The following is a 25443-nucleotide window of genomic DNA, read 5'->3' on the forward strand; positions in this document are numbered from 1 at the left end:
GGTCAGTTTCCGGAATGCGTGTCAGGGGGGAGCAGCGTGTGGCGTTTGCCGGACGGGTCGCTCACGGTTCTCTTCTCTGTTTCCAGATAGTCCGGCCCCAGCGGCACTTTTCCATGACCGCCCGGGATGTCGAGCACATAGGTCGGCCACGCCAGACCGGTGACACGGCCACGTAGTCCCGCCAGCAGGCGCCGTCCCTCTGTGATGGGGACGTAAAAGCGCGACGTTCCCGGCGCTGGATCGAGTTGGTGGAGGTAATAGGGCTTCATCCGGTTTTCCACCATCGCACGGAACAATCCCTCCAGCGCGGATACGCTGTCGTTCACACCGCGCAGCAAAACGGATTGTCCCAGAACGGGAATACCACGTCGCACGATGCGTCGGAGTGCGGCGCGGCCCGTCTCCGTAAACTCCCGCTCGTGGTTGGCATGCACCACCAGCCACATGGCCTGACGCTCCAGTTCCATTGCGTCCATAAGATCGTCCGTAATCCGCTCCGGCGCGGCCAGCGGGACGCGCGAGTGGATGCGCACCGTTGTGATGTGCTCGATATTTTCCAGTTCTCGCAAGATATAACCGAGGCGCCGTGGGGAGAGCATCAGCGGATCGCCCCCTGTGAGGATTACCTCGCGTATGGCCTCGTGGCTGCGCAGCCATTCCAGCGCCCGTTCCAGCGCCGCTTCATCCAGCAGGCCGCCATCCGGCCCGACATGTTCCCGCCGAAAACAGAAGCGGCAGTAAAGTGGGCAGATCAGAAGGGGTTTGAGCAACGCCCGGTCGGCGTAGCGGTGCACGATCCCCGGAACAGGGGAGAGCGCGTCGTCCCCTATGGGATCTTCGCGCTCATATGGCGCCATCTCCAGTTCGTCCGGCGAGGGGATGACCTGAAGTCCGATCGGATCGTCCGGGCGTTCGATCAAATGAAGAAAGGTCGGGGGGATGGCGGTGGCGTAGTCTTGCGCCACACGTTCGAGCGCCGCGCGGTCGTCCGGACGGGCAAGACCGTGTTCGATCAGGGCGCCGGGGGTGCGCAGCGTTTCGTTCCGAGATGGAGAGGAGCGGGAGGGCATGACGCGGTTCTAGCGTCGGGCAAAGGATATGGGCAACTTGCGTTTCTCCGGGTGGCACGCCACCTCTGCGCGGCAGACGCCTGCGCGAAAGAGGATGAGCCATGAACAGGACAAGCGATCCGTCGGATATCGCCGAGCGATTGCCCATGTTGCGCCGTCGCAGCCTGATGCTGCGGGCCACACGGGCTTTTTTCAATGGGCGTGGTTATCTTGAGGTGGAGACGCCCTGTGCCGTGTCGGTGCCCGGAGAGGAAGTGCATCTGGAGGTCTTCGCCACACGGCGAACGATGCCGGATGGAAGGTCCGAGCCTCTTTTCCTGCACACGAGTCCCGAATTCGCCATGAAGCGCATTGTGGCGGCCACAGGGCTGCCGATTTTCCAGCTCGCGCGGGTCTGGCGCAATGGCGAGGCCAGCGCCTTGCATGCGCACGAGTTCACGATGCTGGAGTGGTATCGCCCCGGTGCCGATCTGGATGCGCTTATGGACGAGACGGAGACGCTGGTACGCACGCTTCTGCCGCCCGTTGTGCTGCGCGACGGGTGTGAAATTGCCGTCGATACACCTTTCGAGCGGCTGACGATGGCGGAGGCCTTTCGCCGGTATGTCGGAGCGGATGTGCTGGGGACAATGGAGGACGCGCAGGCTCTGGCGTGTCAGGCGGGCTGCACGTTGCGTGAGGGAGAGAGCTGGGAAGATCTGTTCTTTCGGCTGCTTCTGGAGCGCATCGAGCCTGTAATCGGCCGTGAAAGGCCAACATTTCTCACGCACTGGCCGATCAGTCAGGCGGCGCTGGCGCGGGCCTGTCCTCAGGATCCGCGCGCGGCCTTGCGGTTCGAGCTGTATCTGGGGGGCGTTGAACTCGCCAATGCCTTCGAGGAGTTGACGGATGGGACCGAGCAGCGCAGGCGGTTCGAGGCTGATCGTGCGCGCAGGCAGGAACTCTATCCTCAGCATCCACGCTGGGAAATGGATGAAGCACTGCTGGCCGCGCTGGACACCATGCCTCCCACGGCGGGGATTGCCATGGGGTTCGACCGGCTGGTCATGCTGGCAACGGGCGCTCCCCGGCTTGCGAATATCTTGTGGCTGGGATGATTTCGGGCCAGCATGCGCGGCCCCGCAATGGTGAAGGCAAGGACAGGATCATGGTCGCAAGGCGTATCTGGCCATTGATGGCCGTTCTGGCAGTCACAGCCTGCGCATCGGGGCCAACCCCCGAGCAGCGCAAGCGGCTTGACGCTCTGATCGGGCATACGGATGTGGATGTGGTCCGGGCATTCGGCGTGCCGACTCGCACCTATCAGGCAAGTGGACATCTTTTCCTCGCCTATATCGACAACCAGACTGAGTACTATCCCGGCAGCATGGGCTGGGGATGGGGTTGGGACGGCTGGGGTTGGGATGGTCCCGGCTGGGGAGGAGGTGGTTGGGGCGGCGGCTGGGGTGGTCCGGGCTGGGGATATGGATCGGGTTTCGGGCCGTCCTATTACAACTCCGTCTGTCAGACCGCCTTCGAACTTGCCAATGGGCGCGTGATTGGCTGGACCATGCGGGGAGACGGGTGCTGATCGTCCCGAGGATCGGCGCGCGATTTACGGATACGCAACCTGTGTAACATCAGGTATGACACGCACGGTGCTTCCGTTGGGAGGTGCGTGGACATTCGTGACGGGAGATCTGGATGCTGACGGGACGGTACGGTGCGGCGGGCGCCATGATGATGATGGCGCTGTCCCTGGGAGCCTGCCAGAGTCCGGCGCGACAGGATGCCTACAAGGTTGTCGGCAGCAGCAACTCCTTCATGGCGCCCACTGTGTCGGGCGCGCGTAACTACACCCCTGCGGGAGAAAAGGACGCGCCGAACAGCAATGTGGCGTATCCCGACCCCGAAACGCCGATTTACTATGATCGTCCTCTGTCGGAATCCATTCTCTCCGCCATCGAACTGGGAAACTACTCCCGCGCGCTTCAGGTCAGCGGATATGACCGGCTGCTACAGATGGCCGGACCCTATACGGTCTTCGCCATTCCCAATGAGCCGATGAAGCATGTCTCGGAACAATATCCCGGTGGACTTCTGGATCCGGCCAACGCACAGGCGCTGAAGAACCTCATGGGCTTCACCATCGTGCCTGGAAAATGGTCTGTGGATCGTTTGCGGCGGGTCATCGCCCGGATGCAGACACATGCTGTCGGTCTGCGCACGCTCTCTGGCGCTCTTCTGACTGTGTCGGTGGAGCCGGGAACGAACCAACTTGTCCTCAGCAATGCGGCGGGCACCATCAATCGGATTTGGGTGACTGGAATCCCGCAGTCGAACGGGGTGCTTTATTTTACCCAGTCCGCTCTGCCGCCAGTGTTTCCCGCGTTGCCCGTAGCCGGGCAGTCGCAAGTGGCGCTGGGTGTGAAAAGCGCGCCGCTGGCAGCCCCTGCCTCCACCACGCATTGAACATTTACGGCGGACGGCGATGGCCGCTCGTCGTGATGTCATGAAAAAAGGCTCCGACCGTTTCCGGTCCGGAGCCTTTTTTCTGGGTCATCCTGAAGGGGGCTGGGTTCAGCCTTCCATTGCTGCGATGATTCCGGCGCGCACAGCGTCCAGCGCCGCGTCCACCTTGTCCGCTTCGGGGCCGCCAGCCTGCGCCATATCGCGACGACCGCCGCCTCCTTTGCCCCCCAGGGCCACGCTGGCAGCCCGGACGAGCGTCACGGCATCCAGCTTCTCGGAAAGGGCCGGGTTGACGGCCACGACCACACTGCCTTTGCCGTCAGCCGTCGAGACGAGGGCGACCACACCTTCTCCGATCTGCTTGCCAATGGTTTCGGCCAGTCCCTTGAGTTCCCGCGCCGGGGTTTCTCCCAGATTGCGCCCAGAGAACGGGACACCGGCGATGGTCTCGACGGCGGTCGTCTCGGCTGATCCCATGGCCAGCTTGCGCTGAAGATCGGCGATACGCCGCTCCATGGCCTTGCGTTCGTCCAGCAGGGTGGCGAGACGCTCCGGCGCTTCGGCCACGGTGACTTTCATCATTGCGGCCATCTGGTTCAGGCGGTCTTCATTGGCATGTGCCGCAGTTTCGGCCGCCACACCGGCCACGGCTTCGATGCGGCGTACACCCGCCGAAACACCGCTTTCCGAGGCGATGCGGAACAGGCCGATATCACCCGTGCGGCCGACATGCGTGCCACCGCACAGTTCCACTGACCAGCCGGGCTTGTTACCGTCCTCGCCCCCCATGGAGACTACACGGACTTCATCGCCATACTTCTCACCGAACAGGGCCATGGCGCCTTCGGCCTGCGCCTGTTCAGGTGTCATGATGCGCGTGGTGACCGGTGTATTGGCGCGGATACGGGCGTTGACCTCTGTCTCGATCTCGTCGAGTTCCTCGCGCGTGATCGGACGTGGCTGGCTGACGTCAAAACGCAGTCGGTCCGGCGCGTTCAGGCTGCCTTTCTGGGTGACGTGCTCACCTAGACGACGACGCAGCGCCTCATGCAGAAGATGTGTGGCGGAGTGATGGGCGCGGATCGCGGCGCGTCGTGCGTGCTCGACCTCGGCTTTCACGGCCATACCCGGCTTGAGCGTGCCTTCTGTCACGGTGCCATAATGTACCAGCAGGTCGCCAAGCTTCTTCTGCGTATCGGAAATGGCCACGCGCAGGCCCGGAGCGGTCAGGGTGCCCGTGTCACCCACCTGACCGCCGCTTTCACCGTAGAAAGGAGTCTGGTTGAGCAGGACAGCCACTTCCGTACCGACGCCAGCACTCTCCACGTTCTGGCCTTTAGCGACCACGAACTGCACTTCGGCTTCCGAAGTCTCGGTTCCATACCCAAGGAACTCGGTGGGACCGAAGCGGTCGCGGGCTTCGAACCAGACCGTTTCCACGGCGGCATCTCCCGAGCCACTCCATGCGGCGCGGGCGCGATCGCGCTGCTCCTTCATGGCGGCCTCAAAGCCCGGTACGTCCACGATATGACCGCTTGAGCGCAGTGCGTCCTGCGTCAGATCCAGTGGGAAGCCGAAGGTGTCATACAGCTTGAAGGCGACATCACCGGGTAGAGGTGATTTAGCGGGAAGCTTGGCGGTTTCTTCGGCCAGCAGGCCCAGACCACGATCGAGCATCGCCTTGAAGCGTTCTTCCTCACTGCGCATGGTCTCGCGGATGAGAGCCTGTGCCTGCGCCAGTTCGGGATAGGCTGCGCCCATCTGCTGAATCAGTGCGGGAAGCAGTTTGTAGAACACCGGTTCGCGGGTGCCCATCATGTGCAGGTGGCGCATGGCGCGGCGCATGATGCGACGCAGGACGTAACCGCGACCGTCCTTGGACGGCAGTACGCCGTCGGCGATCAGGAATGCGGTCGAGCGCAAATGATCGGCCACGACACGGTGGCTGGCGTTGAACTCACCATCCGGATCGCGGGACGTGACTTCGGCCGACGCGAGGATGAGGGCGCGGAACGTGTCCGTGTCGTAATTGTCGCGCTTGCCCTGCATGATGGCGGCAAAGCGTTCCAGCCCCATGCCGGTGTCGATGGACGGACGGGGAAGCGGTGAGCGCGTTCCCGGTGGGTCCTCGAAGAACTGCATGAACACGAGGTTCCAGATCTCGACGAAGCGATCCCCGTCTTCGTCCGGGGAACCCGGAGGGCCGCCGAATACATCCGGTCCATGATCGTAGAAGATCTCGGAGCACGGTCCGCACGGCCCGACATCGCCCATTCGCCAGAAGTTGTCGGTGGTGGGGATGCGGATGATGCGGTCATCCGACAGCCCCGCGATCTTGCGCCACAGTGCCGCCGCTTCCTCGTCCTCGGAATAGACAGTGACGAGCAGCTTGTCCTTCGGCAGGCCGAAATTGGACGTCACGAGTTTCCATGCGAACTCGATGGCTTCAGGCTTGAAATAGTCCCCGAACGAGAAGTTGCCCATCATCTCGAAAAACGTGTGATGCCGCGCCGTATAGCCGACATTGTCGAGATCGTTGTGCTTACCGCCCGCTCTTACGACCTTTTGCGCGGTCGTCGCCCGGTTGTAGGGGCGTGTCTCCTGCCCGGTGAAGACGTTCTTGAATTGAACCATTCCTGCGTTGGTGAACAGCAGCGTTGGATCGTTGCTCGGCACCAGCGACGACGACGGCACGATCTGATGCCCGTTGGACGCAAAGTAGTCGAGGAAGGCAGAGCGGATTTCGTTAGTCGTTGACATGATGGGGAAAAACGTCCTGACGGCGGACAGGCGACGCAAATGTCGTCAGTCCTGGAGAATAAAGATGTCTTTGTGCTTTAGCGCAGTCGATACGGGCAGGCAAAGAGTGGCGATAAAGCCTGAAGACTAGGGGCGAGATACGGGGGCTACGCTCTCTTTGTTTGCGGTTGCAACGGCGCTTTCAGGACATTCCGGATCAATCATTCCCGTCGAGATTTCCGCCAGTTCCAGCAGAGAGTCCGGTGCCCGTTCGCGAAAGACCAGTTTCTGGCTGAGATTGAAATTTGCAAACAGGCCCGCAAGAGAGCCCGCGGCCAGCGCGAGGAACTTGTGCTCGATGAACATGGGATTCAGCCAGAACAGCAGATAGACGGTGCCACGATTGAGCAGGAAGCCGAGGCTGTTGGCGGAAAGAAAGCGCAACCATTGAAGAACGGGATGTTCCGAATTGCCGGCATCACGGAACGTCCACAGACGGTTGGTGATCCAGTTCATTGTCGCGGCCACGAGATAGGCCACAAGCGTGGCCGCGATCAGGCCGATGACCGGTGTCAGGGCGTAAACGATGGAAATATCCCAGAGCAGACCTGCCGTTCCGACGATCCCAAATCTGATGAAGCGTCCAAGCGTCTTTGTCCGGGAGGCTGAAACAGCAGGAGAGGAGGGCATGAACGGTCCGATGGGCTTGATACTGGGCAAGAAAAAGGGCGCCCCGTGGGACGCCCTTCTTTCGTAGTCATTCTGACTGGATTCGGCGAACCGAAAATCAGTGCAGGATGATTTCCACGCGACGGTTCTGCGGCTCGCGGGTGTTCGCGCCCGTCGGAACCAGCGGGTGCTCTTCACCGTAGCCGTGGATGTCGATGGCGGACGCCGGAACGCCGTCACGAACCAGTTCGGCCTTGACGCTGTCAGCACGACGGATCGAAAGACCCATGTTGTACTTCGCACCAGCCGCGCCGCCACGAGCCGACGAGTTGTCGGTGTAGCCGTTGACTTCAATGCGCGTCGTCTGGACGTGCGTGGAAGCCTGAGCAGCCTCAGCAACGATCTGACGAGCGCGGGCCGTAAGGGCCGACTTGTCCCAATCGAAGAACACGAGATACGTGCGGGCCGGGGTAACGGCCGGCGGCGGCGTGTAGGGCTGAGCCGGCGGCGGCGGGGGAGCCGTGTCGAAAGCGTAGCGCAGGCCAACCATGAACATGTTGTTGAAGCGATGGTTGGAACCGACGTGACCAGCGCTCTCGCTGTCGCTGTAGTTGTACGAACCGTTACGGAACGAACCCGGCTGGCCGATCATGCGGTACTGAGCCGTGACCTGGAAGCCCGGGATGCCCGTGTCGAACGCCGCACCAACGATGGCCTGATAGGCGAAGCCGCCACGGTTGCCGCGGACCTTGCCCGAGAAACCGTTGCCATTGCTGTAGTTGGCGTGCTGATCGGTCCACAGGTAACCGGCACCGGCACCGATGAACGGCGTGACAGGCGCATCAATGCCGAACTGCTTCAGATCGATGTCATACACCAGGTTCACGAAACCGCCGTAGGACGAGTCCTTACCGCTGTTGTGAGCACCGTTGTAGTGCGAGCTGCCGCTCAGGTTGCTGCGGATGTAGGTGCCTTCGACCTCAGCGCGCAGACCGTTGCCGAAGCCCCAGCCGAACGAGCCGTAGCCACCCCAGCCACTCTTGTGACCCATGTTCTGCTTGCGGCTGTTTGCACCACCGTTGGTGTAGTCACGCATGTGCATGCCCTGCGTGAGGGTCAGGTCATAGCCACCGCCAACATCAACGTAGGGGCCGGTGATCGTTGTGGCAGATGCAGCTACAGGGGCTGCCGCCATCAGTGTCGTTGCAAGTAAAACTTTGCGGAGACGCATGTTTTCGTCCTCATTCTTCATCTGCGGGGCCGGGCGCCTACCGTTGGCATCGCCGCCCCATCGAGATGTCTAAAAGCCCTATAAAACGTTGAGTTCCGGGATTGGAACCCATCGACACGCGCTCCTGTCATTCGAAGAGGAGAACGTGATTTATATGCAACAGTCCCTTTGACGGCGGAAAAAGTGTAGTCGTGTTGCGGACTTGATCTGGATCAAGACTGTGGCACGCATAAGGTGACATGCCGCATTTATTCCACAGCGTCCTTCCCTGACTGTCCCCTGTTCAGAAGGCGGAATGCGGAAGGTGGCGGTCCGTCTGGGTGTCCGGAACACATCCATCCTCGGCCAGCACCGCCTTTACAGCTTCTTCCGGCACGTCGCGGCAGGTGAAAGCCTGCCCGATCCCACGGACGAGCACGAAGGTCAGCTTACCGCCTTCCATCTTCTTGTCGCGTGTCATGTGATTGAGGAGTGTCCCAACGGAAAAAGTCTGTGGCAGATCGGAAATGCGTGCTGGCATGTCATTGGCTTGCAGATGCGCTGTGACGCGGTCGAGATCGGTCGCAGGACAATAACCGAGTCTGACCGAGAGCATGAAGGCGAGACGCAGACCGATGGAGACCGCTTCTCCATGCAGCAGGCGGCCGTCATATCCCATTTCCGCTTCCAGCGCGTGACCGAACGTGTGCCCCAGATTCAGGAGCGCCCGACCACCTTCGGCCTTCTTTTCCTTTTCGTCATCGGCAACGACGCGCGCTTTGAAAGAGCAGGCACGCTCGACGGCTTCGGCCAGCGTGTCTGGATCCTGACCCAGAATACGGGGGGCGTTGTTCTCACACCATGCGAAGAAACCGGCATCTCCGATCAGGGCCGACTTTACGATTTCCGCATAGCCAGCTTTGATTTCGCGGGGTGGCAGGGTGGCCAATGTGGAGATGTCGGCCAGCACGATGGCAGGTTGATGGAACGCTCCCAGCAGGTTCTTACCCCACGGCGTGTTGATTCCCGTCTTGCCGCCCACGGAGGAATCCACCTGAGAAAGAAGTGTGGTCGGAATCTGGACGAAGGGCAGGCCGCGCAGGGTCGTGGCGGCGACGAACCCGGCCAGATCGCCCACCACACCGCCGCCGAGGGCGATGATGGCGGTCTTGCGTTCGACTTTCTGTTCCAGAATTGCGTCAGTCAGTTCTCGGTAACGATCCAGTGATTTGGTCTGTTCACCCGGTGGAACGATCAGGGACTGGGTGACGAATCCCGAATCTCCGAGCGAGTCCAGCAGTGGCTTGAGATACAGCTCCGCCACGTTCGCATCGCTGATGACGATGGCTTTCTTCTGTGGGAGCACCGGGGCGAGCAACGCGCCCGCACGTTCGATCAATCCGGCCCCGATCACCACTTCGTAAGAAGCATGGGCCAGAGTGACGGGCAGGCGTCGAGGGCGGTGATTGAGCGCCAGAGCCTCAATGACGCGGGTGGTGGCGTGATCCACGTTGTCGTCTCCACATTGCACGATGATATCGGCCTGAGCGTAGACCGGATGGCGAACAACCATCAGTTGCGCCAGTACGTCCCGAGGACGGGCGTTGTTGAGCAGGGGGCGATGAGTGCGCCCGCTGACCCGACGGACGAGAACGGGCAGGGGGCAACGCAGCCATAACGAAATGGCCCGTTCGCGAATCAGGGCACGGGTTTCGCTGTTCATGAAGGCGCCGCCGCCTGTGGCGATGACGCGCGTGGGGCCGTCGAGCAGGCGTTTGATGACGCGACGTTCTCCGTCGCGGAAGGCGTCCTCGCCATACAGGCGGAACACATCGCTGATGGAACATCCTGCTGCGCGTTCGATCTCAGTGTCGGCGTCCACGAATCCGAGACCGAGTCTCTGGGCCAGTCTGCGCCCAATGGTGGATTTGCCCGCTCCCATCAGCCCGATGAGCACGATGCTGCGACCGCAGAGCGGCCCAAAGCCGGAAGGGTTGCGGACAGCATCCAGATTCAGGGGCAGGGCCGCGTGGTGAAGAGGCGCGACAGGACTGCCCGACATATCAGGTGGCCCATGGAGGGGCGAAGGCGGTGCTGGACAGTGATCGTCCGGGAAAAATGGGCGTGACATGGATCACATCGTAACATAGAGCCGGACGAACACCTTCATAATGAAGCGGCATTTCCTTTTCGGAATGTCTGATCGGGACAAGTGAGGACTCCATGAGCCGAATCGTCATCATTGCAGCGAGTGTTGCGGCAGTTATCGTGATTGGCGGCATCGTGGCTTTGGGGCTCCCTTCCGCACAGCCTGCCCGCCAGATGGTGCATCGCGATATTCCGGTGTCTCAGTTTGCGTCCAGCCAGCCGCCTGCGGCTCCGCTTGTGGCACCAGCAGGGCCGGTCGCGGCCCCCGCTGCTCCCGCGCCTGTTGCTGCGGCGCCGGTGCAGCCTGCTCACTGATCGGGATTGATCGAGGGAGTCGCAGGCATGACGGCGGCGCCTTGCATCGAGTCCTTTCTTGAGATGCTGGCCGCCGAACGGGCAGCCGCTCCGGCGACTCTTCTCGCCTATACGCGTGATCTCGATGACTGCGAGACGAGTCTTCGCGGGCAGGGGGAAACTCTCATGGAGGCCACCACCAGCGGTCTTCGGGAGTGGGTGGCGGGGATGAGCGCATCCGGTGCTGCCCGTCGCACAATCGCGCGGCGTATTTCCTGCATACGCCAGTTCTTTTTGTTCCTGCTTGGGGAAGGGCTGCGTTCCGACAACCCGGCGTCTTCTCTGGACGCGCCGCCGCCGGACAGGACATTGCCAAAATTTCTGACCGAAGCCGAAGTGGTTATGCTGCTTGATGCAGCAGAGCCTCCGGCCGAGGCCGATCCAGCGCTAAGGCGACGCCTGTTGATGGGACGAGCGGCGCTGGAACTGCTGTATGCCACCGGTCTGCGCATCTCCGAGCTTCTGGCGCTGAAACGCGACATGTTCCGTGAAGGTCTGCGTATGCTGATGGTGCGTGGCAAAGGCGGGCGGGAGCGACTCGTGCCGCTTTCGGACTCCGCGCGGGAGGCGGTCGCGGCCTTGGTGCATGAGGACACGGATCGCCCCTCTCCGTGGGTTTTCCCCGGACGCACACCGTTACGCCCTCTCACCCGGCAGGGGTTCGACAAGGTTCTGGCTTTCATCGGCGAGCGTGCAGGCATTGCAGCGGACCGGCTTTCTCCGCACGTTCTGCGCCATTCCTTCGCCACACATATGCTGGCGCATGGAGCGGATCTGCGGACGCTCCAAACCCTGCTCGGGCACGCGGACATCGCCACGACGCAGATCTACACTCATGTACAGGCCGAGCGACTGCGGGATATCGTTTCCGCTCATCATCCTTTGGGGCGCGGAGACGTCGCTGACGAGTGATCGCGGCGCGCGAGATGCTTGGCTTTGCGCGTGAGTGTGCTATCGGCACTCCCATGCGTCAGTTTCTGGATTTCGAGAAGCCGGTCGCCGAGCTTGAGACCAAGATCGATGACCTGCGTAAAACGGCCACCGCAGCCAGCGGGGATGCCGGTGGTGTCAGCATCTCCGATGAGGTTGGGCGTCTGTCCGACAAGGTGGAGAAGCAGCTTCGCGCGCTTTACGCGAAGCTGACACCTGTACAGAAAGTACAGGTCGCCCGCCACGCCCAGCGTCCTCACACGCTGGATTATATCGGCCAGCTCATCACGGATTTCACGCCTCTGGCCGGGGATCGTCAGTTTGCCGATGACAAGGCCATCATCGGTGGGCTGGGACGGTTCAACAATCAGGCGGTCGTGGTCATCGGCACCGAGCGTGGCTCGGACCTTGAGACCCGGCTTGCGCATAATTTCGGGATGGCGCGCCCGGAAGGCTATCGCAAGGCGATCCGCCTGATGGAGATGGCCGGGCGTTTCCGCCTGCCGATCCTGACATTCGTGGACACCTCGGGCGCGTGGCCGGGAATCGATGCTGAGGCTCGTGGACAGGCGGAAGCGATTGCGCGTTCCATTGAGACCTGCCTGACCGTGCCGGTGCCACTTATCGCCACCGTGATCGGTGAGGGCGGTTCGGGCGGTGCCGTGGCGCTGGCGACGGCAGACCGCGTGCTGATGCTGGAAAACGCGATCTATTCCGTCATTTCGCCGGAAGCCTGCGCGTCGATTCTCTGGCGTGACCCGAAGCAGGCGCCCACAGCGGCCGACGCTCTGAAGCTGACGGCACAGGATCTTCGCAAGTTCGGATTGATCGACCGGATCGTGCCTGAGCCTGTCGGCGGCGCGCAGCGCGACCCCAAGACCATGGTCCAGACAACGGGGCAGGCCATTGCCGAGGAACTGATGCCGTTGCTGACGGTTCCGCCCACGACGCTGGTGGCCCAGCGGCGAGAGAAATTTCTCGCCATGGGACGCAGTTCCATCGCCTGACACATCCGGCCTCTTTCCGCTTACAGGAAAGAGGCCGGATGTTCTTTCAGTTTGCGGGTTCGCCTTCCAGAGGCGTGGCACCAGCGGCTTCGATCAGAGCGCGAATCTGCTCTGCGGCCTGCTTGACCTCATTCTCATCCGCCCCCTTGGCCACGAGTGCCACGCCGCGTCGTTCCTCGGACTCCTTGAACGGATACGAGCCGATATCGAGCCCCGGAAAGCGCGTCTGCACGGCTTCGAGCGGCGTCGCGATGGCGCTTTCATAAAGACCGAGAGCGTGCCACGTGCGTGAAGTGATGGGCGCGCCGTGCTTGAGTTTCGGTGCCACCGCCTTGAACATGGCCTGCATGATGGTGGGCACGCCAGCCAGAACATGCACATTGCCAATGGAAAAACCCGGCGCAATGGAGGCTGTGTTCTCGATGGGTGTGGCGCCTCTTGGAAGCATTGCCATGCGTTGACGCGCGTCGGTGAAGCGGTCGGTGCCGTAATGGGCTTTCAGCCGCGCCGCGCTCTCGGCGTGCAGTTCCAGCGGCACACCGAATGTCTCGGCCACACAGGCGGCGGTGATGTCATCATGTGTCGGCCCGATGCCACCCGTCGTGAATACCTGCTCGTAACGCGCCTTCATTTCCGTGAGGGTCGCAACGATGGTCTCGCGCACATCGGGGATGATGCGCACCTCGCGAAGCGGAGCGCCGATCTGGCCGAGTTCTTGCGCAAGGAAGCGGATATTCGCATCCTGTGTGCGTCCGGAGAGGATTTCGTTGCCGATCACCACAAGGGCGGAAGTGGGATTCATGGTCATGGGTCCGGTCTTGTCTGGCGGGTTGCGGGCAGCAGGAAGCCGTCCCTGCAAGGGATACGTCAGAGCAGGGCCCGAAGAAAGGGAAGGAGAGGCAGATCCGCAGGCGGCATGGGATAGGAGGCGAGGTCATCCGCATGCACCCATGCCAGCGCCTGTCCCTCACGCCCCTGTGGTGTGCCCTGCCACTGGCGGCACAGATAAAGCGGCATCAGCAGGTCGAACGTCTCATAAGCATGAGAGGCAAAGGTGAAGGGCGTGAGACAGGCTCGTCCCACGTCGATTCCCAGTTCTTCGTACAGCTCCCGCACAAGAGCGGTTTCGAGTTCCTCGCCGGGTTCCACCTTGCCGCCCGGAAACTCCCACAATCCCGCCAGTGCTTTTCCCTCGGGGCGCTGGGCCAGAAGAATGCGGTTGTCAGGATCGAGCAGGGCGGCTGCAACGACGAGAAGGAGCTTGCGCTGCACGGGGGAGGTCTGGGCTTCGGCTTCCGGGGTACCGGGACGTAGTGCTGCGTCCAATTCCGGTTGCGTCACGGTGAAGTGCTGCACCGGAACCTTGCCACCGCGTGCCATGAACGACTGCTCTCCCTTGCCCGTCTGACGGAAGCCAAGACGGCCGAGGAGAGCGCAGGAAGCGGCATTGTCCTCGGCCGCTGTCGCCGTGATCGTGTGCAGGCCAAGATGCGCGAAGGCCCAGCGACACACGCGGCAGGCCGCCTGTCGTGCCACGCCTTGTCCCCAATGGGAGTGGGCCACCCAATATCCCAGAGAAGCGGCGTTTTTCTGCGCTCCTTGCCCGAGTGTAAGCCCCACGCAGCCGATGAGTTGTCCGGAGCTATCGAGAATGGCGAAATGATAGGCACGTCCCTCACGCGCTTGTCGGAGTGTCTCCGCAATCCATTGCGCCGCCAGATCGGCAGGGTAGGGGAACGGCAACCGGCTGAGCATCCGGATGACGTTCCAGTCATTGACACGGGCGTGGATGGCGCTGGCGTCATCGGGCTTCAGGGCACGGAGGGTGAATGTGCCCACCGCCAGTGTGGGACTGGCGATGGGGAGACGAAGGGCGCTCATACGCCCTCCTCAGGACGGGGACTTGGTGCCGGAACCCAGCGGAGCCGTCGTGCGATGTTTGGAGCGGCTGCGAGAGCGTTTCTTTTTCGCGGGGGCACCCTCCGCTGCGGTTACGCGGGCAGTGGACGAGGCCGCCTTGGCCACGGTCTTGCGGGCGTTGGTGCGCGCTCTGGTGTTCTGCGGCTTGGATGCCGTGCTGGAGACCAGTGCTGCGGAGGAGGGCGGAGCGGCAGGCGCGGCGGTTACTATGTCGGTTTTCGGAGCCGGGGACGCCGTTGCTACTTTCTCTGTTGCCGCGACGCTGTTGGGATGAGGTGCGAACGTCGGCGCTTTCTTGTCCGTTGCGGGCTGCACACCGCATTCCACCAACAGGGCGCGGAGCGCATTGATAACGGGGAACACCTCAAGATTGTGGTCGCCGCCGAGGTCTTTCCATGCTTGTTGCTCAAGCTCCACGATCTCGCGGTCTTCGGCAAAGATACGCTCGGTGAAGGCGACGAGAAATGGCCATGCGAGGTCGAGCACACCCGGAATGTTGGGACGCTTGACGGACAGCAGGCCGAACGTGCGGTTGGTGAGTTGATCCTTGTCCTGCGGCGTGTAGGCAATCCACAGATCCATCACCGGATCCTGATCGCCCGTCTGGATGTGCAGCGTCTGGTAGGGATAGGTCGTGCGGATGGTCATCACGTCACGATCCTGATGCTGCGCGGAGGTATCGCGCCGCTCACCAAAGATCAGCGCCTCACCCAACGGCTGCTTGCCGCTGGTGCGGGCGAAGGAATAGCGGGCTTCAACCAGTCCCGGCTCACGACGCTGGCCAAGGAAACGCGGGCGCATCTGGCCCATCTGTTTCATGTGCATGAACTGATGGTTCATATCCATCAGGTTCTCATGCATGAAGCTGTAATGGCAGCCGACTTCCTGCCCGAAGCAGCGGGTCTTGTAGGCCGGCTCACCCACTCGTGCGAGGCGGGGGGGGAGGAAAGTCGTTTCCGCTTTTTCCGGATCGCCGGGGAAAATGAAGATCAGGCCGTCCTGTTCCATCACGGGGTAAGTGCGCACACCGTTAGGCAGCTTGCCCTTGCCGAGATAAGGCACGTCGATGCAGCGACCGGAGCGGCCATAAGCCCATCCGTGGTAGCAGCATTTCACGGACTGGCCGCAGACACGCCCCTTGCTGAGCGGCACCTGACGATGGGCGCAGCGATCTTCCAGCGCGAAGAGAGGCCCTTCTTCGGGGCGAACCAACGCGATGGGGTCTGCCCCGTAACGCACGCCGATGGTTTTGCCATGTTTGAGGTCACGCGACCATGCGACAGGGTACCAGAAATCGGGATCGCAGTGGACACGACGGATATCGACCCCGCTCGGCAGACGCTGGCGGGGTGTGGCGATGCTCTGACCATCGTCATGTAGCATGTCGTCCGCCTGCGTTGGGAATTCGGTCTCGATTGACTGGTCCATCGTGCCTCTGTCTGCGCTTTGACTCTGCCTTGAATCGTCTCTCCCAACGGTTGGAAAGACAGAAACTGCGCGGCGTTTATATCATCCCTGTCGTGCAGTCGAAGTGAGTCAGATCAAATGACCACACTTTGCAAGAAACATTCTTGCCGCCTTTGGGTTCTCCCCTCCGTATCGTTCGTCGGAAAGCGGAAGGGAAAGACAAAAACAAAAACGGGCGGCAACAACAATACTTGCGAAGCGTTCGCATGTGTGCCGCGTTGTGTCACGCCTTTTTCGTCGGTTCAGCAAGATCGGCTGTCAGATCGTCGATGAACTGCGCTGCCACGCGGCCCGAACGGTTGCCGCGTGTGGTGGCCCATTCCAGCGCCCGGGCGACGAGATCTTTGTCCGTGATGGGGAGGTGCCGTTCGTGCGCATAAGCGCGGACCATGTCGAGATAGGTGTCCTGCGAGCACAGATGAAAGCCGAGCCACAGGCCGAAACGATCCGAGAGAGAAATTTTTTCTTCCACGGCCTCGGACGGGTTGATCGCGGTGGACTGTTCGTTGTCGATCATGTCGCGCGGCATGAGGTGACGACGGTTGGACGTGGCGTAGAACAGCACGTTGGCCGGCCGACCGGCGATGCCGCCATCGAGCACGGATTTGAGCGCTTTGTAATCACGGTCCTCGCGCTCGAAAGAGAGGTCGTCACAAAAGACGATAAAGTGCCTGTCCGATGTGCGCAGGAGCGCAAGCAGGTCGGACAGGGAGGCCAGATCCTCGCGTTCGATTTCGATCAGCACGACATGTTTGTCTGCCGGCAGTTGCGCGTTGACGGCTGCATGACACGCCTTGACGAGGGAGGATTTGCCGGTGCCGCGTGAGCCCCAGAGCATGGCGTTGTTGGCGGGAAGGCCGTGCGCGAAATGGCGCGTGTTTTCCAGCAGGGCTGTCCGCTGGGACTCGATGCCCTGAAGAAGATCCAGAGGCACATGCGCCACCTGCTCAACCGGTGCGAGGCGGCTGCGTTCGGGCTGCCAGACGAAGGCATCCGTGCTGTCCAGCCCGTCAAGTGTGGCGGCGGGGGGAGCCAGACGTTCCAGTGCGGAAGCGATACGTTCGAGAACCGGCAGCAGATCCGTGGTCATGGCATGCTCCTTGAAAAGCGAAAGAGGTGCGTGGGAACAGTTGACGGGTGTTTCCCGAAATCTATGGTCCCGCCGTATCAGGAGGCCATGACGGCCTGCAACCTGCTGGCTGAAAGCGCCGGCTGAAAAGTGAGTGTGATGATCGATCTTCTGATTTCCCCTGCCCACGCCCAGACTGCGGGCGCGGCCGGAGCCACGAGTGGCCTTCTCGCTTTCTTGCCCTATATCGCCATTTTCGCGATCTTCTATTTCCTGATGATTCGTCCGCAACAGCAGAAGCAGAAGAAGCTCAAGGAAGAGCTCGCACAGTTGCGGCGTGGTGACCGGGTGCTGACCGCAGGCGGCATTATCGGAATCGTGCGCAAGGTTGTGCCTGAAGGCGACGAAGTGGATCTGGAAATCGCAAGCGGTGTGGTCGTGCGTGTACTGCGTTCAACGATCACAGCCGTTCTGACGGCGGCTGGAAAGCCTGCCAATGATCCGACACCGGCTGCAAAAAACTGAACGCTATCCATATATTCTGTGTCCTGAATATCCGTCAGGACACAGGATGACATTTCAGGCGTGTTTGCGGGCCGTTGCCGACAGAGCCAGCGCCACGAGCACGCCCGCAGGGCCAGCACTCGCAATCCATGCGACCAGACCTTCACCGCCCGCAAGCGCGACAGCCAGTATCAGCGCGAGCAGGGGAAGGAAAACACGTAGGCGTTTCATCCACTGCTGAAGGCTGATCGCGGGTTGAACTGTCTGGCGTCGCAGCCACGCGGGTTGCAGGGCACCATGACAGGCCAGTCCCACTCCCCAGAGCAACGATGATTCTGCCAGCACGATTGCGAACATACTCATTTCACGGCCTCGCGCTTTATGGAGCGACCGAGAAACACACAGCCGCGCAGAACCATCAGGCCAAGCATCAAGGTCGCCGCATCGACGCCCAGATAGTCCCACTGTTTCTGTTGGCCGAGCCATTGCCAGCGGGTCGCGATATCGAGTGCGGGCAGAAGGCAGAGCAGGACGGCTAGAAGCGCGGCCTGTTCGCGCCAGCCGTGCAGCACATGCTTTTGCAACGCACGGGCCAAGGCATGGACCACACAGATGCCCCATACGAGAAACAGACAGGCGCTCTCCGTCGTCATGCGATCTGTCAGGCTCGCGGGAACCAGTCGGTTCGCCCACAGCACGGCAGCGCAGGCAACAGGTAGCCCGATGACGGTGCCGAGTGTCAGCCCTTCCGCCAGCACGAGCGCGAGAAAATGACGTGATGTCGCAGTCCGGCGGCGTTTGAGCAGGAACATCACCAGCCCTGTGCCGAACATTACGGAGCCTGCGATGCCGGACAGAAAATACAGCCAGCGCATGGGCGTGGGCGCCCAGTGGGCCATATGAAGGCCCGTCATGACCTGTCGTGTCTGTGCCGGTCCGCTGCGCTGGCGTGTCACTTTCAGTCGCTTACCCGTCCGTCGATCGTATTCCGCTCGATCCCGGGTCTGGGGGAGCGTACTGGCATCCGAACGCATGACGGAGACTGAGCGTGGGGAGAATTGCAGAAATCCGGTGCCGCCTTCGCCGAACAGTTGCGTTGCGTCATCCAGAATCGGTCCAAGCGCTGGAATCGGGAGTGCGTCACGATGGTGCCCGTGCTGTCCGCGACCGGGCGGACCTCCTCCCCCTTCCTGACGGGTTTCCGCCGTGAAGGGAAAGATTCGGTCCGCGTGGATGACCACGCCCGTCCATGCGACCATGAACGTAAAGGGCAGAAACAGGACGGCGGCGATTACGTGCGCGTCCATCCATGCGCGAGGGCTGGCCCCATTCGGCCGAAACATCACGAGGTTCGGTACGAGCGCCCGTAAATGAATGACAAGTCCCGATCCGAGAGTAACGAGAAGCCCGATGCCCAGCGCTTCCACCAGCACCACCCCGAACATGCGGCCCATCCGCAACGTGTAATGGAAGCGGAAAAACAGCGTGCCGCCGACTGTCTTTCGCAGGTTCAGCACCTCGCCTGTTACGGGATCGATGGCTGTGGTGATGACGTCCATGCCTTCGGGTTGCACCACGCGGAGCACGGGATCACGTGCGGAGGGCAGCGTGACGCTCACCCGGTGGTGCTGCGCTTCCTGCTCGCTTACCAGAGCGGACGCTCGTGCAAGGGCCGCATCCGATGGACGTGCGAGTGAGCCGCCGGTGAACTCCGGTTGCATCCAGCGCGTGATTTCCGTGTCGAAAACCGCCAGCGTGCCGGTGATGAAAATGCACAGCAGCAGCAATCCGCATACGAAGCCGACCCATGCGTGCAGCCATCCCATACGTGTGCGCAGGGAAAGGCCGGATGTAACGGCGCGAGCAGTGTTCATGGGGAGCCGAAAGCAAGGAACATAAAGGCAAGAGGAAACGTGGCCAGAAACGCGGCCAGCGTGGCCAGAAGCCCGCGGGAGAGGGTGGACGAACCGCAAAGGAACAGGATTGCCAGCGGCATGATCAGGACAGCCTCGACCTGCGCTACGAAAAGGCCGTCTGCGTGGCTTGCGGGCAGGAGAGAGGGCACCGCTGCGGTGATGGCCAGACCGATCGGCCATGCCAGAAGCAGGGCGATCAGGAGGCGTGCGGGCAGCAGCGAGGGCGCGGACGTTCCCGGCTCTTGAGAAGGCATCCTGTTGCGGTCTTTCTTGCTACTGCGATGCATTTGCAACTTCATAAGTGGTCCGTATTTTTCCGTAAAGCATTTTCCTTGCGCAGGCGAACCATGAAGGCAGGTGCCGACGGCAATGCAACAGCCCCCCTTTCCGTTTGGTGCGAAAGGGTAAATGGTTGGCGCCTCACATTTTTGTTTGTGGAGACATACATTCATGACACCCCGTTTTTTCGTGGCGACAGGTTTTCTGATGGCCGGAATGGCAGGTGCTTCGCTGGCCCATGCCGCGCAGCCCACCGAACAGCAGGTCGAGCAGGATTTCGGTCACCTGTCGCAGGATGGACTGCGTTCCTTTGCTGACGTGGACATCGCGGGGCGAGCGATCGCGGTGGGAAACATTTCCACGGCCAAGGACGCTCTGAAGGACGCGAATCGTTATCTGCTCCATGCGCAGCGCGACAACCATCAGTTCATGTTGCAGGAATCGGAGCTGCATCCGGCCAGCCGCGTGCCCGATGGACATTCAGGCCGTCTGCCATCCGCCGATCAGTCATCGGGTCGCTTGGGCTGGCTGCCGATTCTCGGGGAATATATCGAGAAAGACCCGACCCAGTCGCAGCCTGATCACGCAAAGGCCTTGGCCGATGCGAACAGCAAGCTCAAATCCGGCAATACGAAAGAGGCCGCTGCCAGCCTGAGCAAGGCGGGTGAGAATGTGGAGTTCGTGCTCGCCGTGGCGCCACTGAAGGATTATCAGGCCGTCGTGCACCGTGCGTCCGAACTGCTGACGGCAGGCAAGACAGGTCCGGCGATGGATGCGCTGACGGAGGCGCAGGAGTCGGTCCGTTTCGTCAGTCAGGATTTCACGGTTGCGGCGGACGGCAAGACCCTTCAGCCGGTTCCGGCGACCTCTGCTCCGGCGACCTCTGCTCCGGCGACCTCTGCTCCGGCGACCTCTGCTCCGGCGATCTCTGGCTCCGCCGCTCCTGCCAGCGGCAACTGAGTTGCGCTTGATGTGACTTGAAAGGGCTGCCTGTTCTGCGGGCAGCCTTTTTTCGTTTTGGTTCAGTGTCGCTCGACATATCCATGGGTCTGTCGGCACGTTGAAACCGGGTCATGAGAGAAGAGGATTTCCCGATAGGAACATTCTTCCACGGCGCCGTGGTCTCATGACCGCATTATTTCCTCCGGAACACGGAGAGAAAGGAGATTTTCATTATGGATGAACAGGCCAGAAAAACCGCGCTGCGTATGATCCCCTATGGGCTGTACGTGCTAACGGCAGGAACGAAAGACGGCGACAAGGCCGCTGCCACCATCAACTGGGTAACCCAGACGAGTTTTGCGCCGCCGCTGCTCGCTCTTGGAATCAAGACGGATTCCGCCATTTATTCCCATGCTCGGGAAACAGGCGCTCTGGTCCTGAACATTCTGGGTAAAGGGCAGCAGGGAGCGGCTTTCGCCTTTTTCAAACCGGCCGAGTACGCCGATGGCAAGCTTTCGGGAGAGGCCGTGACATGGGCCGCGAACGGAGCGCCTGTTCTCGAAAGTGCTCCCGCCGCAGTGGAACTGAAGGTGCGGGAGGTCGTGGAACTGGGCGATCATCACACCTTTGTCGCTGAGGTGACGGGGTGCATCTGAACAAGACAATTACCGGCCGACCAGATGAGGCTGTGCTGGAGATGAAGGATCTGGGAGAAAAGGTCTTCTACGGAGGCTGAGATTTCTCCTGTCTTGCGGCACGGAGCGTTTCCACGCCGCAAGACGTTCTACGGGGCGGGAGGTTTACCCGCGCCGCCGGTTCAGCCGACGCTTGGCTCCTTCCAGCGCATTTGCCAGATCCAGCACTCCGAAAGCGTGCAGCAGCAGCAGATACACCACGCCGCCCGCTGGCACTTCAATGGCGAGAAGCATGGCAAGCCACAGCGTCCGTCCCGACGTGGGTGGGGCTGGCAGCATGGCATTCAGCCCATAAAGCCCCAGCGCCATTATGACGGAGCTGATCGCCATCAGTACCACGCGACCGGCGAGAGCCGCGTCGGGCCTGAGCGCATCGCGACGAATCAGTAGCAATGACAGGATGGTGGTGTTGAGCAGCGCGGCCAGACTACTGGCGAGTGGCGGTCCGACATGCGCCAGCGGCTTCATCAGCAGCAGGTTGAGGATCAGATTCACCAGCAACACGAGGAAACCCACACGCACTGGCGTCACTGTATCGCCGCGCGCGAAGAAGGCGGGGGACAGTACTTTGATGAGCACGAAGGCGGGCAATCCGATGGCGTAGGCCCGCAGCGACTGCGCTGACAACAGCGCGTCCTCCACCGTGAAAGACCCGTGTGCGAAGAGGAAGGTCATGATCGGGGCAGCTAGGGCGAGCAGGCCGGCCATAGCGGGCAGGGTCAGCAGCAGCACGTAATCCATCGCCCGGTTCTGTGCGGCATGGGCGGCTTCGTGATCTTCCGCAGCCAGATGACGCGTAAGGACGGGCAGCAGCGTGGTGCCCGCAGCAGCGCCGAGAACGCCGAGAGGGAGTTGATTCAGGCGGTCTGCGAAATACATCAGCGAGACGCTGCCGGCGGGCAGCAGGGTCGCGATGATGGTGTCGATGGTCAGATTGATCTGGGTGACGCCGCTGCCAATCAAGCCCGGCACCATACGGCGGATGACCGTGCGCACTTCCGGAGTGAGACGCGGGGGCAGCGGTGAGAGGGGGAAACCCGCCCGCCGAACGGCCCACATCAATAACCCCAGTTGCACCACGCCTGAGAGCGTCACGCCCCATGCCGCGGCATGGGCGACACTGGTCATATAGGGCGTGGCGAACAGGATGGCCGTGATGCCCACCACGTTGAAGGCAAGGTAGGCGGCGGCGGCCATACCGAAATGGTGCAGGCCGTTGAGCACGCCAGACACGAGGGCGGCGGCGCAGATGAGAACCAGATAAGGGAAGGTAATGCGGCTGAGGGTGACGGCCAGCGCGTGACGGTTGCCGTCTTCCGCGAATCCCGGTGCGATGACGCGGAGCACGCCGGGCATGAAAATCTCCCCCAGCACACAAAGGCCTATGAGCCATGTGAGAAGCACGCCGAACACTTCGCGTGCCAGCTTGCGCGCTTCCTCTTCGCCTCCCGTTGTCAGGGTGGCGGTAAACAGTGGCACGAAGGCGGCATTGAACGCGCCTTCTCCAAACAGGCGGCGGAACATGTTGGGAAGGCGGCAGGCCACCTGATAGGCGTCCTGCATCGGGCCTGCGCCCATCATGGCGGCCAGAAGCTGGTCCCGCACGAGACCGAGTATGCGGCTGAGCATGGTCCAGCCGCCGACCGTGAGGAGACCTTTGAGCATGCGCGCTTATAGGGAGGAGTGGGGGTGGCCGGAAAGCCTGTTTCGCAATGGTACGGACGTCATCATGCCGGGTGTGTCATCACGGGATATTGCCTGTAAGGGTATTGCTGATAAAGGCTTTGGCGAAAGGCGGTTTTCCGACCGTTTTCAAGGATGACGCCAGTCGGGAGTGCGCACCATGAAGCAGATCAGACGTTCGCCTCTGACCACCACGGTCATTGTCCGTATCATGGCGTGCGTCCTTGGCATCATGCTGCTTGTTTTTGCGGCTAAATTTGTAGCTATCCTGCCCGATGTCATGCCGGGCGTGGCGGCAGGGCGCCTGCTTATGGTGGTGCTGGGCACGATCCTGCTTCTAGGGTCGATTTGGATCGGGGTGTGAGGAAGGCGGATCGGTTTCGCAAACTATTGCGCTAATCGACGTTAATAAATTTTCCTGAAATTATCAAAATATTTGTAAATTATCTTATATAATCCGAATTATTATTTTCATTTTCTGGAGATTGATGGATTTCCTTGTATTGGGCAGAAATGACGCGAGCATAACTCGCGCCATTTAGAAAAGCCGTTACGACGGACGATGCGTCGTATTATGTGCGCGTTCATTTTCCGCTTGAGAAGCGACAAGAACGGCGACAAGGCCATTCGACAGGAAGCGTGCGATGCGCGTAACCATGGCAATGCTCCTCTACTTCAAGTGTTGTGTCTGCAGATTACGATTTTGTGTGCCTCAGGTAAACATAAATCGTCATCCTGACATGAAAGAATCACATATCTCGGTGTGACGGGGACATATCCGCCTGCATCAGCCATTGGGTGGTGGGAAGAACCTCGGACCGGAGGCTCCACATCTTCAGATCTTCATTCTTTGCAAGAATAAGCTCGTCATATTCCCGATTGCCGTGAGCGTCCCACCGTTCTTTCAGAAGGTGAAAGGGAAGAGACGTTTTCAGATCGATGCCGATATCGAGGATCAGCGTGTTTGCATGCATCGCGGCAAGACGCGGTGCACCTATCTTCACAACGTCGGGAGTAAGGCCGAGTTCCTCGAAAGTTTCGGCCATGAGTTGCGCGCCCAGATCGACGCTGTCGTCATTGGTGCGCGCTTCCACTGTGCCAGCGGGCGGAGACTGCCAGAAACCACCAAGATAAAGCGCCTTCGGATTGCGTCTGGCGAGTACGAACCCGTCCGCACAGCGCAGAGCGCCACATACGGCAAGCTGTCGCAGGGGACGATCCTCGAACACGGACGGTTCACGCATCTGGGCTAAAGCGTGCCGGTAATCCGTCCAGTGGCCTTCGATCCGATGCGGCGCAATGCGATCGGCGCAAAAGATACGGCCATTGAAGAGCTGCGGTCGCAGCGTTGTTTCAGCGTCCCAGATCGCATCGACCCGGGCTTCCACCTCTGGTGAATAGGGAGTGGACTGCGGATGGACACACACCTGTAAATCGGCGGCAATTGGAAAACGGCTCCATCCCTCGGCGGAGGGGCTATCTGGGGACGAGAAACCGGTCATTCATACGTCCTTGCGCGGAAGATTTTCATGGCAGGTCCAGATGGATCGAAACGGGACAGTGATCGGACGTCGTCTGAGGGGTGTCATCCGCGCCAGTATAAGTCATCACGCGCAGACTGTTGTTTTTGAGCCAGGAACGCGCAGGACCACCAAGCAGGATATGATCGATGAAATACTCTCCGCCCCAGCAGGGACTGGCATATCCCGCTGTGGTTAGGAGCAGCGGCGCATCATGGAGCAGAGTGAGGAAGAACGGATCGGTCGGGGTCAGGCGGCGGTTGAAGTCGCCCATGATGGCAAAAGCTTCCCCTTCGTCCTGCCGCTCCAGAATCCAGTCTTCCAGCGCGGTGAACTGACTGACGAGAGTAGGGCAGGCATGAGCGTGTTCCGTGGGGGGATTATCCCAGCAGCCGGTCTTGAGATGCACGACAAGGAGACGCAGAGAGGCGGTTCCGTCGGAGATGGTGACGTCCAGTCCGCTGCGCAGAGGATGTGGAGCGCCGGGAGGATAGACATTCAGGGCGGTGACATCATCGTGGCGTGTGATGGTAAGGTCCGGTTTTACAGCGATGCCCACGCGCTGCACGACCGGGTCGTTTGTGAGCAGGAGACGGTAGGTGGGTGATGGGAAAAGCCGGGCAGCGGCTGTTTCCCCATCGACTTCCTGAAATCCGATCACATCGGCATCCAGATGCGCGACATAGGCACGCAGATGCGCCAGATCGACGGCGCTACGTCGGGGAATGTCATCAGGAAGGGCAGGATCGCCCGCTGGGCGCAGGGTCAGCCAGCCGAGATTCCACGTGGCGAGCTTGAGGTCACGCGCCTGCGCCGGGAGAGGCAGTGACAGGAAGCAAAGAAAAAGCAGCACAAGAAAGATTTGCACTG

General features: G+C 61.1%; 25 protein-coding genes and 1 pseudogene. 11 read left to right on the plus strand and 15 right to left on the minus strand.

The genetic code is table 11. The annotated features are described in order from the left end of the window. Positions 1 to 2 precede the first annotated feature (2 nt). Positions 3 to 1070, minus strand: a complete 1068-nt coding sequence (locus GOB87_RS04040) for a lysine-2,3-aminomutase-like protein (protein ID WP_166313265.1) — start codon at positions 1068 to 1070, stop codon at positions 3 to 5. A gap of 101 nt (positions 1071 to 1171) precedes the next feature. On the opposite strand from GOB87_RS04040, the gene epmA reads away from it, so the two are divergent. The 3 genes from epmA (at position 1172) to GOB87_RS04055 (ending at position 3521) form a co-directional block, all read left to right on the plus strand. Continuing rightward, positions 1172 to 2167 (plus strand): EF-P lysine aminoacylase EpmA, encoded by a 996-nt coding sequence (epmA, locus tag GOB87_RS04045; protein ID WP_166313266.1) that lies wholly within the window; start codon positions 1172 to 1174, stop codon positions 2165 to 2167. Between the two features lie 50 nt (positions 2168 to 2217). Beyond that, positions 2218 to 2640, plus strand: a complete 423-nt coding sequence (locus GOB87_RS04050) for a hypothetical protein (protein ID WP_166313267.1) — start codon at positions 2218 to 2220, stop codon at positions 2638 to 2640. 113 nt (positions 2641 to 2753) lie between these two features. Further along, entirely contained in the window at positions 2754 to 3521 is a 768-nt protein-coding gene (locus GOB87_RS04055) for a fasciclin domain-containing protein (RefSeq protein ID WP_242006146.1), read from the plus strand. Between the two features lie 108 nt (positions 3522 to 3629). On the opposite strand, the gene alaS is transcribed toward GOB87_RS04055, so the two are convergent. The 4 genes from alaS to aroB form a co-directional block, all read right to left on the minus strand. After that, positions 3630 to 6281: an alanine--tRNA ligase gene (alaS, locus tag GOB87_RS04060; protein WP_166313268.1), complete on the minus strand. Its 2652-nt coding sequence runs from the start codon at positions 6279 to 6281 to the stop codon at positions 3630 to 3632. Positions 6282 to 6407: 126 nt separating this feature from the next. Continuing rightward, entirely contained in the window at positions 6408 to 6950 is a 543-nt protein-coding gene (locus GOB87_RS04065; RefSeq protein WP_166313269.1) for a GtrA family protein, read from the minus strand. A 97-nt stretch (positions 6951 to 7047) separates the two neighbouring features. Beyond that, positions 7048 to 8160 (minus strand): OmpA family protein, encoded by a 1113-nt coding sequence (locus GOB87_RS04070; RefSeq protein ID WP_166313340.1) that lies wholly within the window; start codon positions 8158 to 8160, stop codon positions 7048 to 7050. Positions 8161 to 8443: 283 nt separating this feature from the next. Further along, entirely contained in the window at positions 8444 to 10201 is a 1758-nt protein-coding gene (gene aroB / locus GOB87_RS04075) for a 3-dehydroquinate synthase (protein ID WP_166313270.1), read from the minus strand. A gap of 161 nt (positions 10202 to 10362) precedes the next feature. On the opposite strand from aroB, the gene GOB87_RS04080 reads away from it, so the two are divergent. From GOB87_RS04080 to GOB87_RS04090, 3 genes are read left to right on the plus strand one after another with little or no spacing between them, the layout of a single operon-like run. Beyond that, positions 10363 to 10602 carry a hypothetical protein gene (locus tag GOB87_RS04080; RefSeq protein ID WP_166313271.1) on the plus strand — a complete coding sequence of 80 codons (240 nt, stop codon included), beginning with the start codon at positions 10363 to 10365 and terminating at the stop codon, positions 10600 to 10602. Positions 10603 to 10629: 27 nt separating this feature from the next. Next, positions 10630 to 11553 (plus strand): tyrosine recombinase, encoded by a 924-nt coding sequence (locus GOB87_RS04085; RefSeq protein ID WP_166313272.1) that lies wholly within the window; start codon positions 10630 to 10632, stop codon positions 11551 to 11553. Between the two features lie 53 nt (positions 11554 to 11606). Then, a complete protein-coding gene (locus tag GOB87_RS04090; protein WP_166313341.1) occupies positions 11607 to 12578 on the plus strand; it encodes an acetyl-CoA carboxylase carboxyltransferase subunit alpha in 972 nt (323 codons plus the stop codon). Positions 12579 to 12624: 46 nt separating this feature from the next. Here GOB87_RS04090 and GOB87_RS04095 read toward each other — a convergent pair whose 3' ends face one another. The 4 genes and pseudogenes from GOB87_RS04095 to GOB87_RS04110 form a co-directional block, all read right to left on the minus strand. Further along, entirely contained in the window at positions 12625 to 13380 is a 756-nt protein-coding gene (locus tag GOB87_RS04095; RefSeq protein ID WP_166313273.1) for a competence/damage-inducible protein A, read from the minus strand. Between the two features lie 65 nt (positions 13381 to 13445). Next, on the minus strand, positions 13446 to 14459 hold the full coding sequence (locus GOB87_RS04100) for a bifunctional GNAT family N-acetyltransferase/(deoxy)nucleoside triphosphate pyrophosphohydrolase (protein WP_166313274.1): 1014 nt from the start codon (positions 14457 to 14459) through the stop codon (positions 13446 to 13448). 321 nt (positions 14460 to 14780) lie between these two features. After that, positions 14781 to 15926: pseudogene (locus GOB87_RS04105) on the minus strand (Rieske 2Fe-2S domain-containing protein); the annotation flags it as partial. Positions 15927 to 16188: 262 nt separating this feature from the next. Beyond that, a complete protein-coding gene (locus GOB87_RS04110; protein WP_166313275.1) occupies positions 16189 to 17055 on the minus strand; it encodes an ATP-binding protein in 867 nt (288 codons plus the stop codon). Positions 17056 to 17193: 138 nt separating this feature from the next. On the opposite strand from GOB87_RS04110, the gene yajC reads away from it, so the two are divergent. Beyond that, positions 17194 to 17559: a preprotein translocase subunit YajC gene (gene yajC / locus GOB87_RS04115; protein WP_166313276.1), complete on the plus strand. Its 366-nt coding sequence runs from the start codon at positions 17194 to 17196 to the stop codon at positions 17557 to 17559. A gap of 54 nt (positions 17560 to 17613) precedes the next feature. Here yajC and GOB87_RS04120 read toward each other — a convergent pair whose 3' ends face one another. Genes GOB87_RS04120 through GOB87_RS04130 form a run of 3 tightly spaced genes read right to left on the minus strand, consistent with a single transcriptional unit; the run spans position 17614 to position 19708 of the window. After that, entirely contained in the window at positions 17614 to 17901 is a 288-nt protein-coding gene (locus GOB87_RS04120; protein WP_166313277.1) for a hypothetical protein, read from the minus strand. Beyond that, positions 17898 to 19412 carry a PepSY-associated TM helix domain-containing protein gene (locus tag GOB87_RS04125; protein ID WP_166313278.1) on the minus strand — a complete coding sequence of 505 codons (1515 nt, stop codon included), beginning with the start codon at positions 19410 to 19412 and terminating at the stop codon, positions 17898 to 17900. Before GOB87_RS04125 ends, GOB87_RS04120 begins: the two co-directional genes overlap by 4 nt. Further along, positions 19409 to 19708, minus strand: coding sequence for a hypothetical protein (locus GOB87_RS04130; protein ID WP_166313279.1), 300 nt, complete (start codon positions 19706 to 19708; stop codon positions 19409 to 19411). Before GOB87_RS04130 ends, GOB87_RS04125 begins: the two co-directional genes overlap by 4 nt. A 196-nt stretch (positions 19709 to 19904) precedes the next feature. Here GOB87_RS04130 and GOB87_RS04135 point away from each other — a divergent pair, with 196 nt between their 5' ends. Both GOB87_RS04135 and GOB87_RS04140 read left to right on the plus strand, forming a co-directional pair. Next, on the plus strand, positions 19905 to 20693 hold the full coding sequence (locus GOB87_RS04135; RefSeq protein WP_166313280.1) for a YfdX family protein: 789 nt from the start codon (positions 19905 to 19907) through the stop codon (positions 20691 to 20693). A gap of 215 nt (positions 20694 to 20908) precedes the next feature. Beyond that, a complete protein-coding gene (locus GOB87_RS04140; protein WP_242006147.1) occupies positions 20909 to 21331 on the plus strand; it encodes a flavin reductase family protein in 423 nt (140 codons plus the stop codon). A gap of 144 nt (positions 21332 to 21475) precedes the next feature. Here GOB87_RS04140 and murJ read toward each other — a convergent pair whose 3' ends face one another. Then, positions 21476 to 23035: a murein biosynthesis integral membrane protein MurJ gene (murJ, locus tag GOB87_RS04145; protein WP_166313281.1), complete on the minus strand. Its 1560-nt coding sequence runs from the start codon at positions 23033 to 23035 to the stop codon at positions 21476 to 21478. Here murJ and GOB87_RS04150 point away from each other — a divergent pair. Continuing rightward, positions 23034 to 23192, plus strand: coding sequence for a hypothetical protein (locus tag GOB87_RS04150; protein WP_166313282.1), 159 nt, complete (start codon positions 23034 to 23036; stop codon positions 23190 to 23192). The genes murJ and GOB87_RS04150 overlap by 2 nt on opposite strands. A 21-nt stretch (positions 23193 to 23213) precedes the next feature. Next, the gene (locus GOB87_RS04155) at positions 23214 to 23417 is read left to right on the plus strand and encodes a hypothetical protein (protein WP_166313283.1); all 204 of its coding nucleotides are present in this window, start codon (positions 23214 to 23216) and stop codon (positions 23415 to 23417) included. 385 nt (positions 23418 to 23802) lie between these two features. Here GOB87_RS04155 and GOB87_RS04160 read toward each other — a convergent pair whose 3' ends face one another. Beyond that, positions 23803 to 24555, minus strand: a complete 753-nt coding sequence (locus tag GOB87_RS04160; RefSeq protein ID WP_166313284.1) for a phosphohydrolase — start codon at positions 24553 to 24555, stop codon at positions 23803 to 23805. A 25-nt stretch (positions 24556 to 24580) separates the two neighbouring features. Further along, positions 24581 to 25435, minus strand: coding sequence for an endonuclease/exonuclease/phosphatase family protein (locus GOB87_RS04165; RefSeq protein ID WP_166313343.1), 855 nt, complete (start codon positions 25433 to 25435; stop codon positions 24581 to 24583). Positions 25436 to 25443 lie beyond the last annotated feature (8 nt).

Origin of the sequence: Acetobacter estunensis, assembly GCF_011516945.1 — a bacterium.
GTDB lineage: Bacteria > Pseudomonadota > Alphaproteobacteria > Acetobacterales > Acetobacteraceae > Acetobacter > Acetobacter estunensis.

Excerpts from the sequence above, each read along its gene's own strand:
- GOB87_RS04160 (WP_166313284.1), bottom strand. The coding sequence starts at position 24,555 with ATGACCGGTTTCTCGTCCCCAGATAGCCCCTCCGCCGAGGGATGGAGC.
- GOB87_RS04135 (WP_166313280.1), top strand. The coding sequence starts at position 19,905 with ATGACACCCCGTTTTTTCGTGGCGACAGGTTTTCTGATGGCCGGAATG.
- GOB87_RS04080 (WP_166313271.1), top strand. The coding sequence starts at position 10,363 with ATGAGCCGAATCGTCATCATTGCAGCGAGTGTTGCGGCAGTTATCGTG.
- GOB87_RS04125 (WP_166313278.1), bottom strand. The coding sequence starts at position 19,412 with ATGAACACTGCTCGCGCCGTTACATCCGGCCTTTCCCTGCGCACACGT.
- GOB87_RS04040 (WP_166313265.1), bottom strand. The coding sequence starts at position 1,070 with ATGCCCTCCCGCTCCTCTCCATCTCGGAACGAAACGCTGCGCACCCCC.
- epmA (WP_166313266.1), top strand. The coding sequence starts at position 1,172 with ATGAACAGGACAAGCGATCCGTCGGATATCGCCGAGCGATTGCCCATG.
- GOB87_RS04130 (WP_166313279.1), bottom strand. The coding sequence starts at position 19,708 with ATGCCTTCTCAAGAGCCGGGAACGTCCGCGCCCTCGCTGCTGCCCGCA.
- yajC (WP_166313276.1), top strand. The coding sequence starts at position 17,194 with ATGATCGATCTTCTGATTTCCCCTGCCCACGCCCAGACTGCGGGCGCG.
- GOB87_RS04050 (WP_166313267.1), top strand. The coding sequence starts at position 2,218 with ATGGTCGCAAGGCGTATCTGGCCATTGATGGCCGTTCTGGCAGTCACA.
- murJ (WP_166313281.1), bottom strand. The coding sequence starts at position 23,035 with ATGCTCAAAGGTCTCCTCACGGTCGGCGGCTGGACCATGCTCAGCCGC.
- GOB87_RS04110 (WP_166313275.1), bottom strand. The coding sequence starts at position 17,055 with ATGACCACGGATCTGCTGCCGGTTCTCGAACGTATCGCTTCCGCACTG.
- GOB87_RS04095 (WP_166313273.1), bottom strand. The coding sequence starts at position 13,380 with ATGAATCCCACTTCCGCCCTTGTGGTGATCGGCAACGAAATCCTCTCC.
- GOB87_RS04070 (WP_166313340.1), bottom strand. The coding sequence starts at position 8,160 with ATGCGTCTCCGCAAAGTTTTACTTGCAACGACACTGATGGCGGCAGCC.
- GOB87_RS04055 (WP_242006146.1), top strand. The coding sequence starts at position 2,754 with ATGCTGACGGGACGGTACGGTGCGGCGGGCGCCATGATGATGATGGCG.
- GOB87_RS04065 (WP_166313269.1), bottom strand. The coding sequence starts at position 6,950 with ATGCCCTCCTCTCCTGCTGTTTCAGCCTCCCGGACAAAGACGCTTGGA.
- GOB87_RS04100 (WP_166313274.1), bottom strand. The coding sequence starts at position 14,459 with ATGAGCGCCCTTCGTCTCCCCATCGCCAGTCCCACACTGGCGGTGGGC.
- GOB87_RS04140 (WP_242006147.1), top strand. The coding sequence starts at position 20,909 with ATGGATGAACAGGCCAGAAAAACCGCGCTGCGTATGATCCCCTATGGG.
- alaS (WP_166313268.1), bottom strand. The coding sequence starts at position 6,281 with ATGTCAACGACTAACGAAATCCGCTCTGCCTTCCTCGACTACTTTGCG.
- GOB87_RS04085 (WP_166313272.1), top strand. The coding sequence starts at position 10,630 with ATGACGGCGGCGCCTTGCATCGAGTCCTTTCTTGAGATGCTGGCCGCC.
- GOB87_RS04090 (WP_166313341.1), top strand. The coding sequence starts at position 11,607 with ATGCGTCAGTTTCTGGATTTCGAGAAGCCGGTCGCCGAGCTTGAGACC.
- GOB87_RS04120 (WP_166313277.1), bottom strand. The coding sequence starts at position 17,901 with ATGAGTATGTTCGCAATCGTGCTGGCAGAATCATCGTTGCTCTGGGGA.
- GOB87_RS04150 (WP_166313282.1), top strand. The coding sequence starts at position 23,034 with ATGCGCGCTTATAGGGAGGAGTGGGGGTGGCCGGAAAGCCTGTTTCGC.
- aroB (WP_166313270.1), bottom strand. The coding sequence starts at position 10,201 with ATGTCGGGCAGTCCTGTCGCGCCTCTTCACCACGCGGCCCTGCCCCTG.
- GOB87_RS04155 (WP_166313283.1), top strand. The coding sequence starts at position 23,214 with ATGAAGCAGATCAGACGTTCGCCTCTGACCACCACGGTCATTGTCCGT.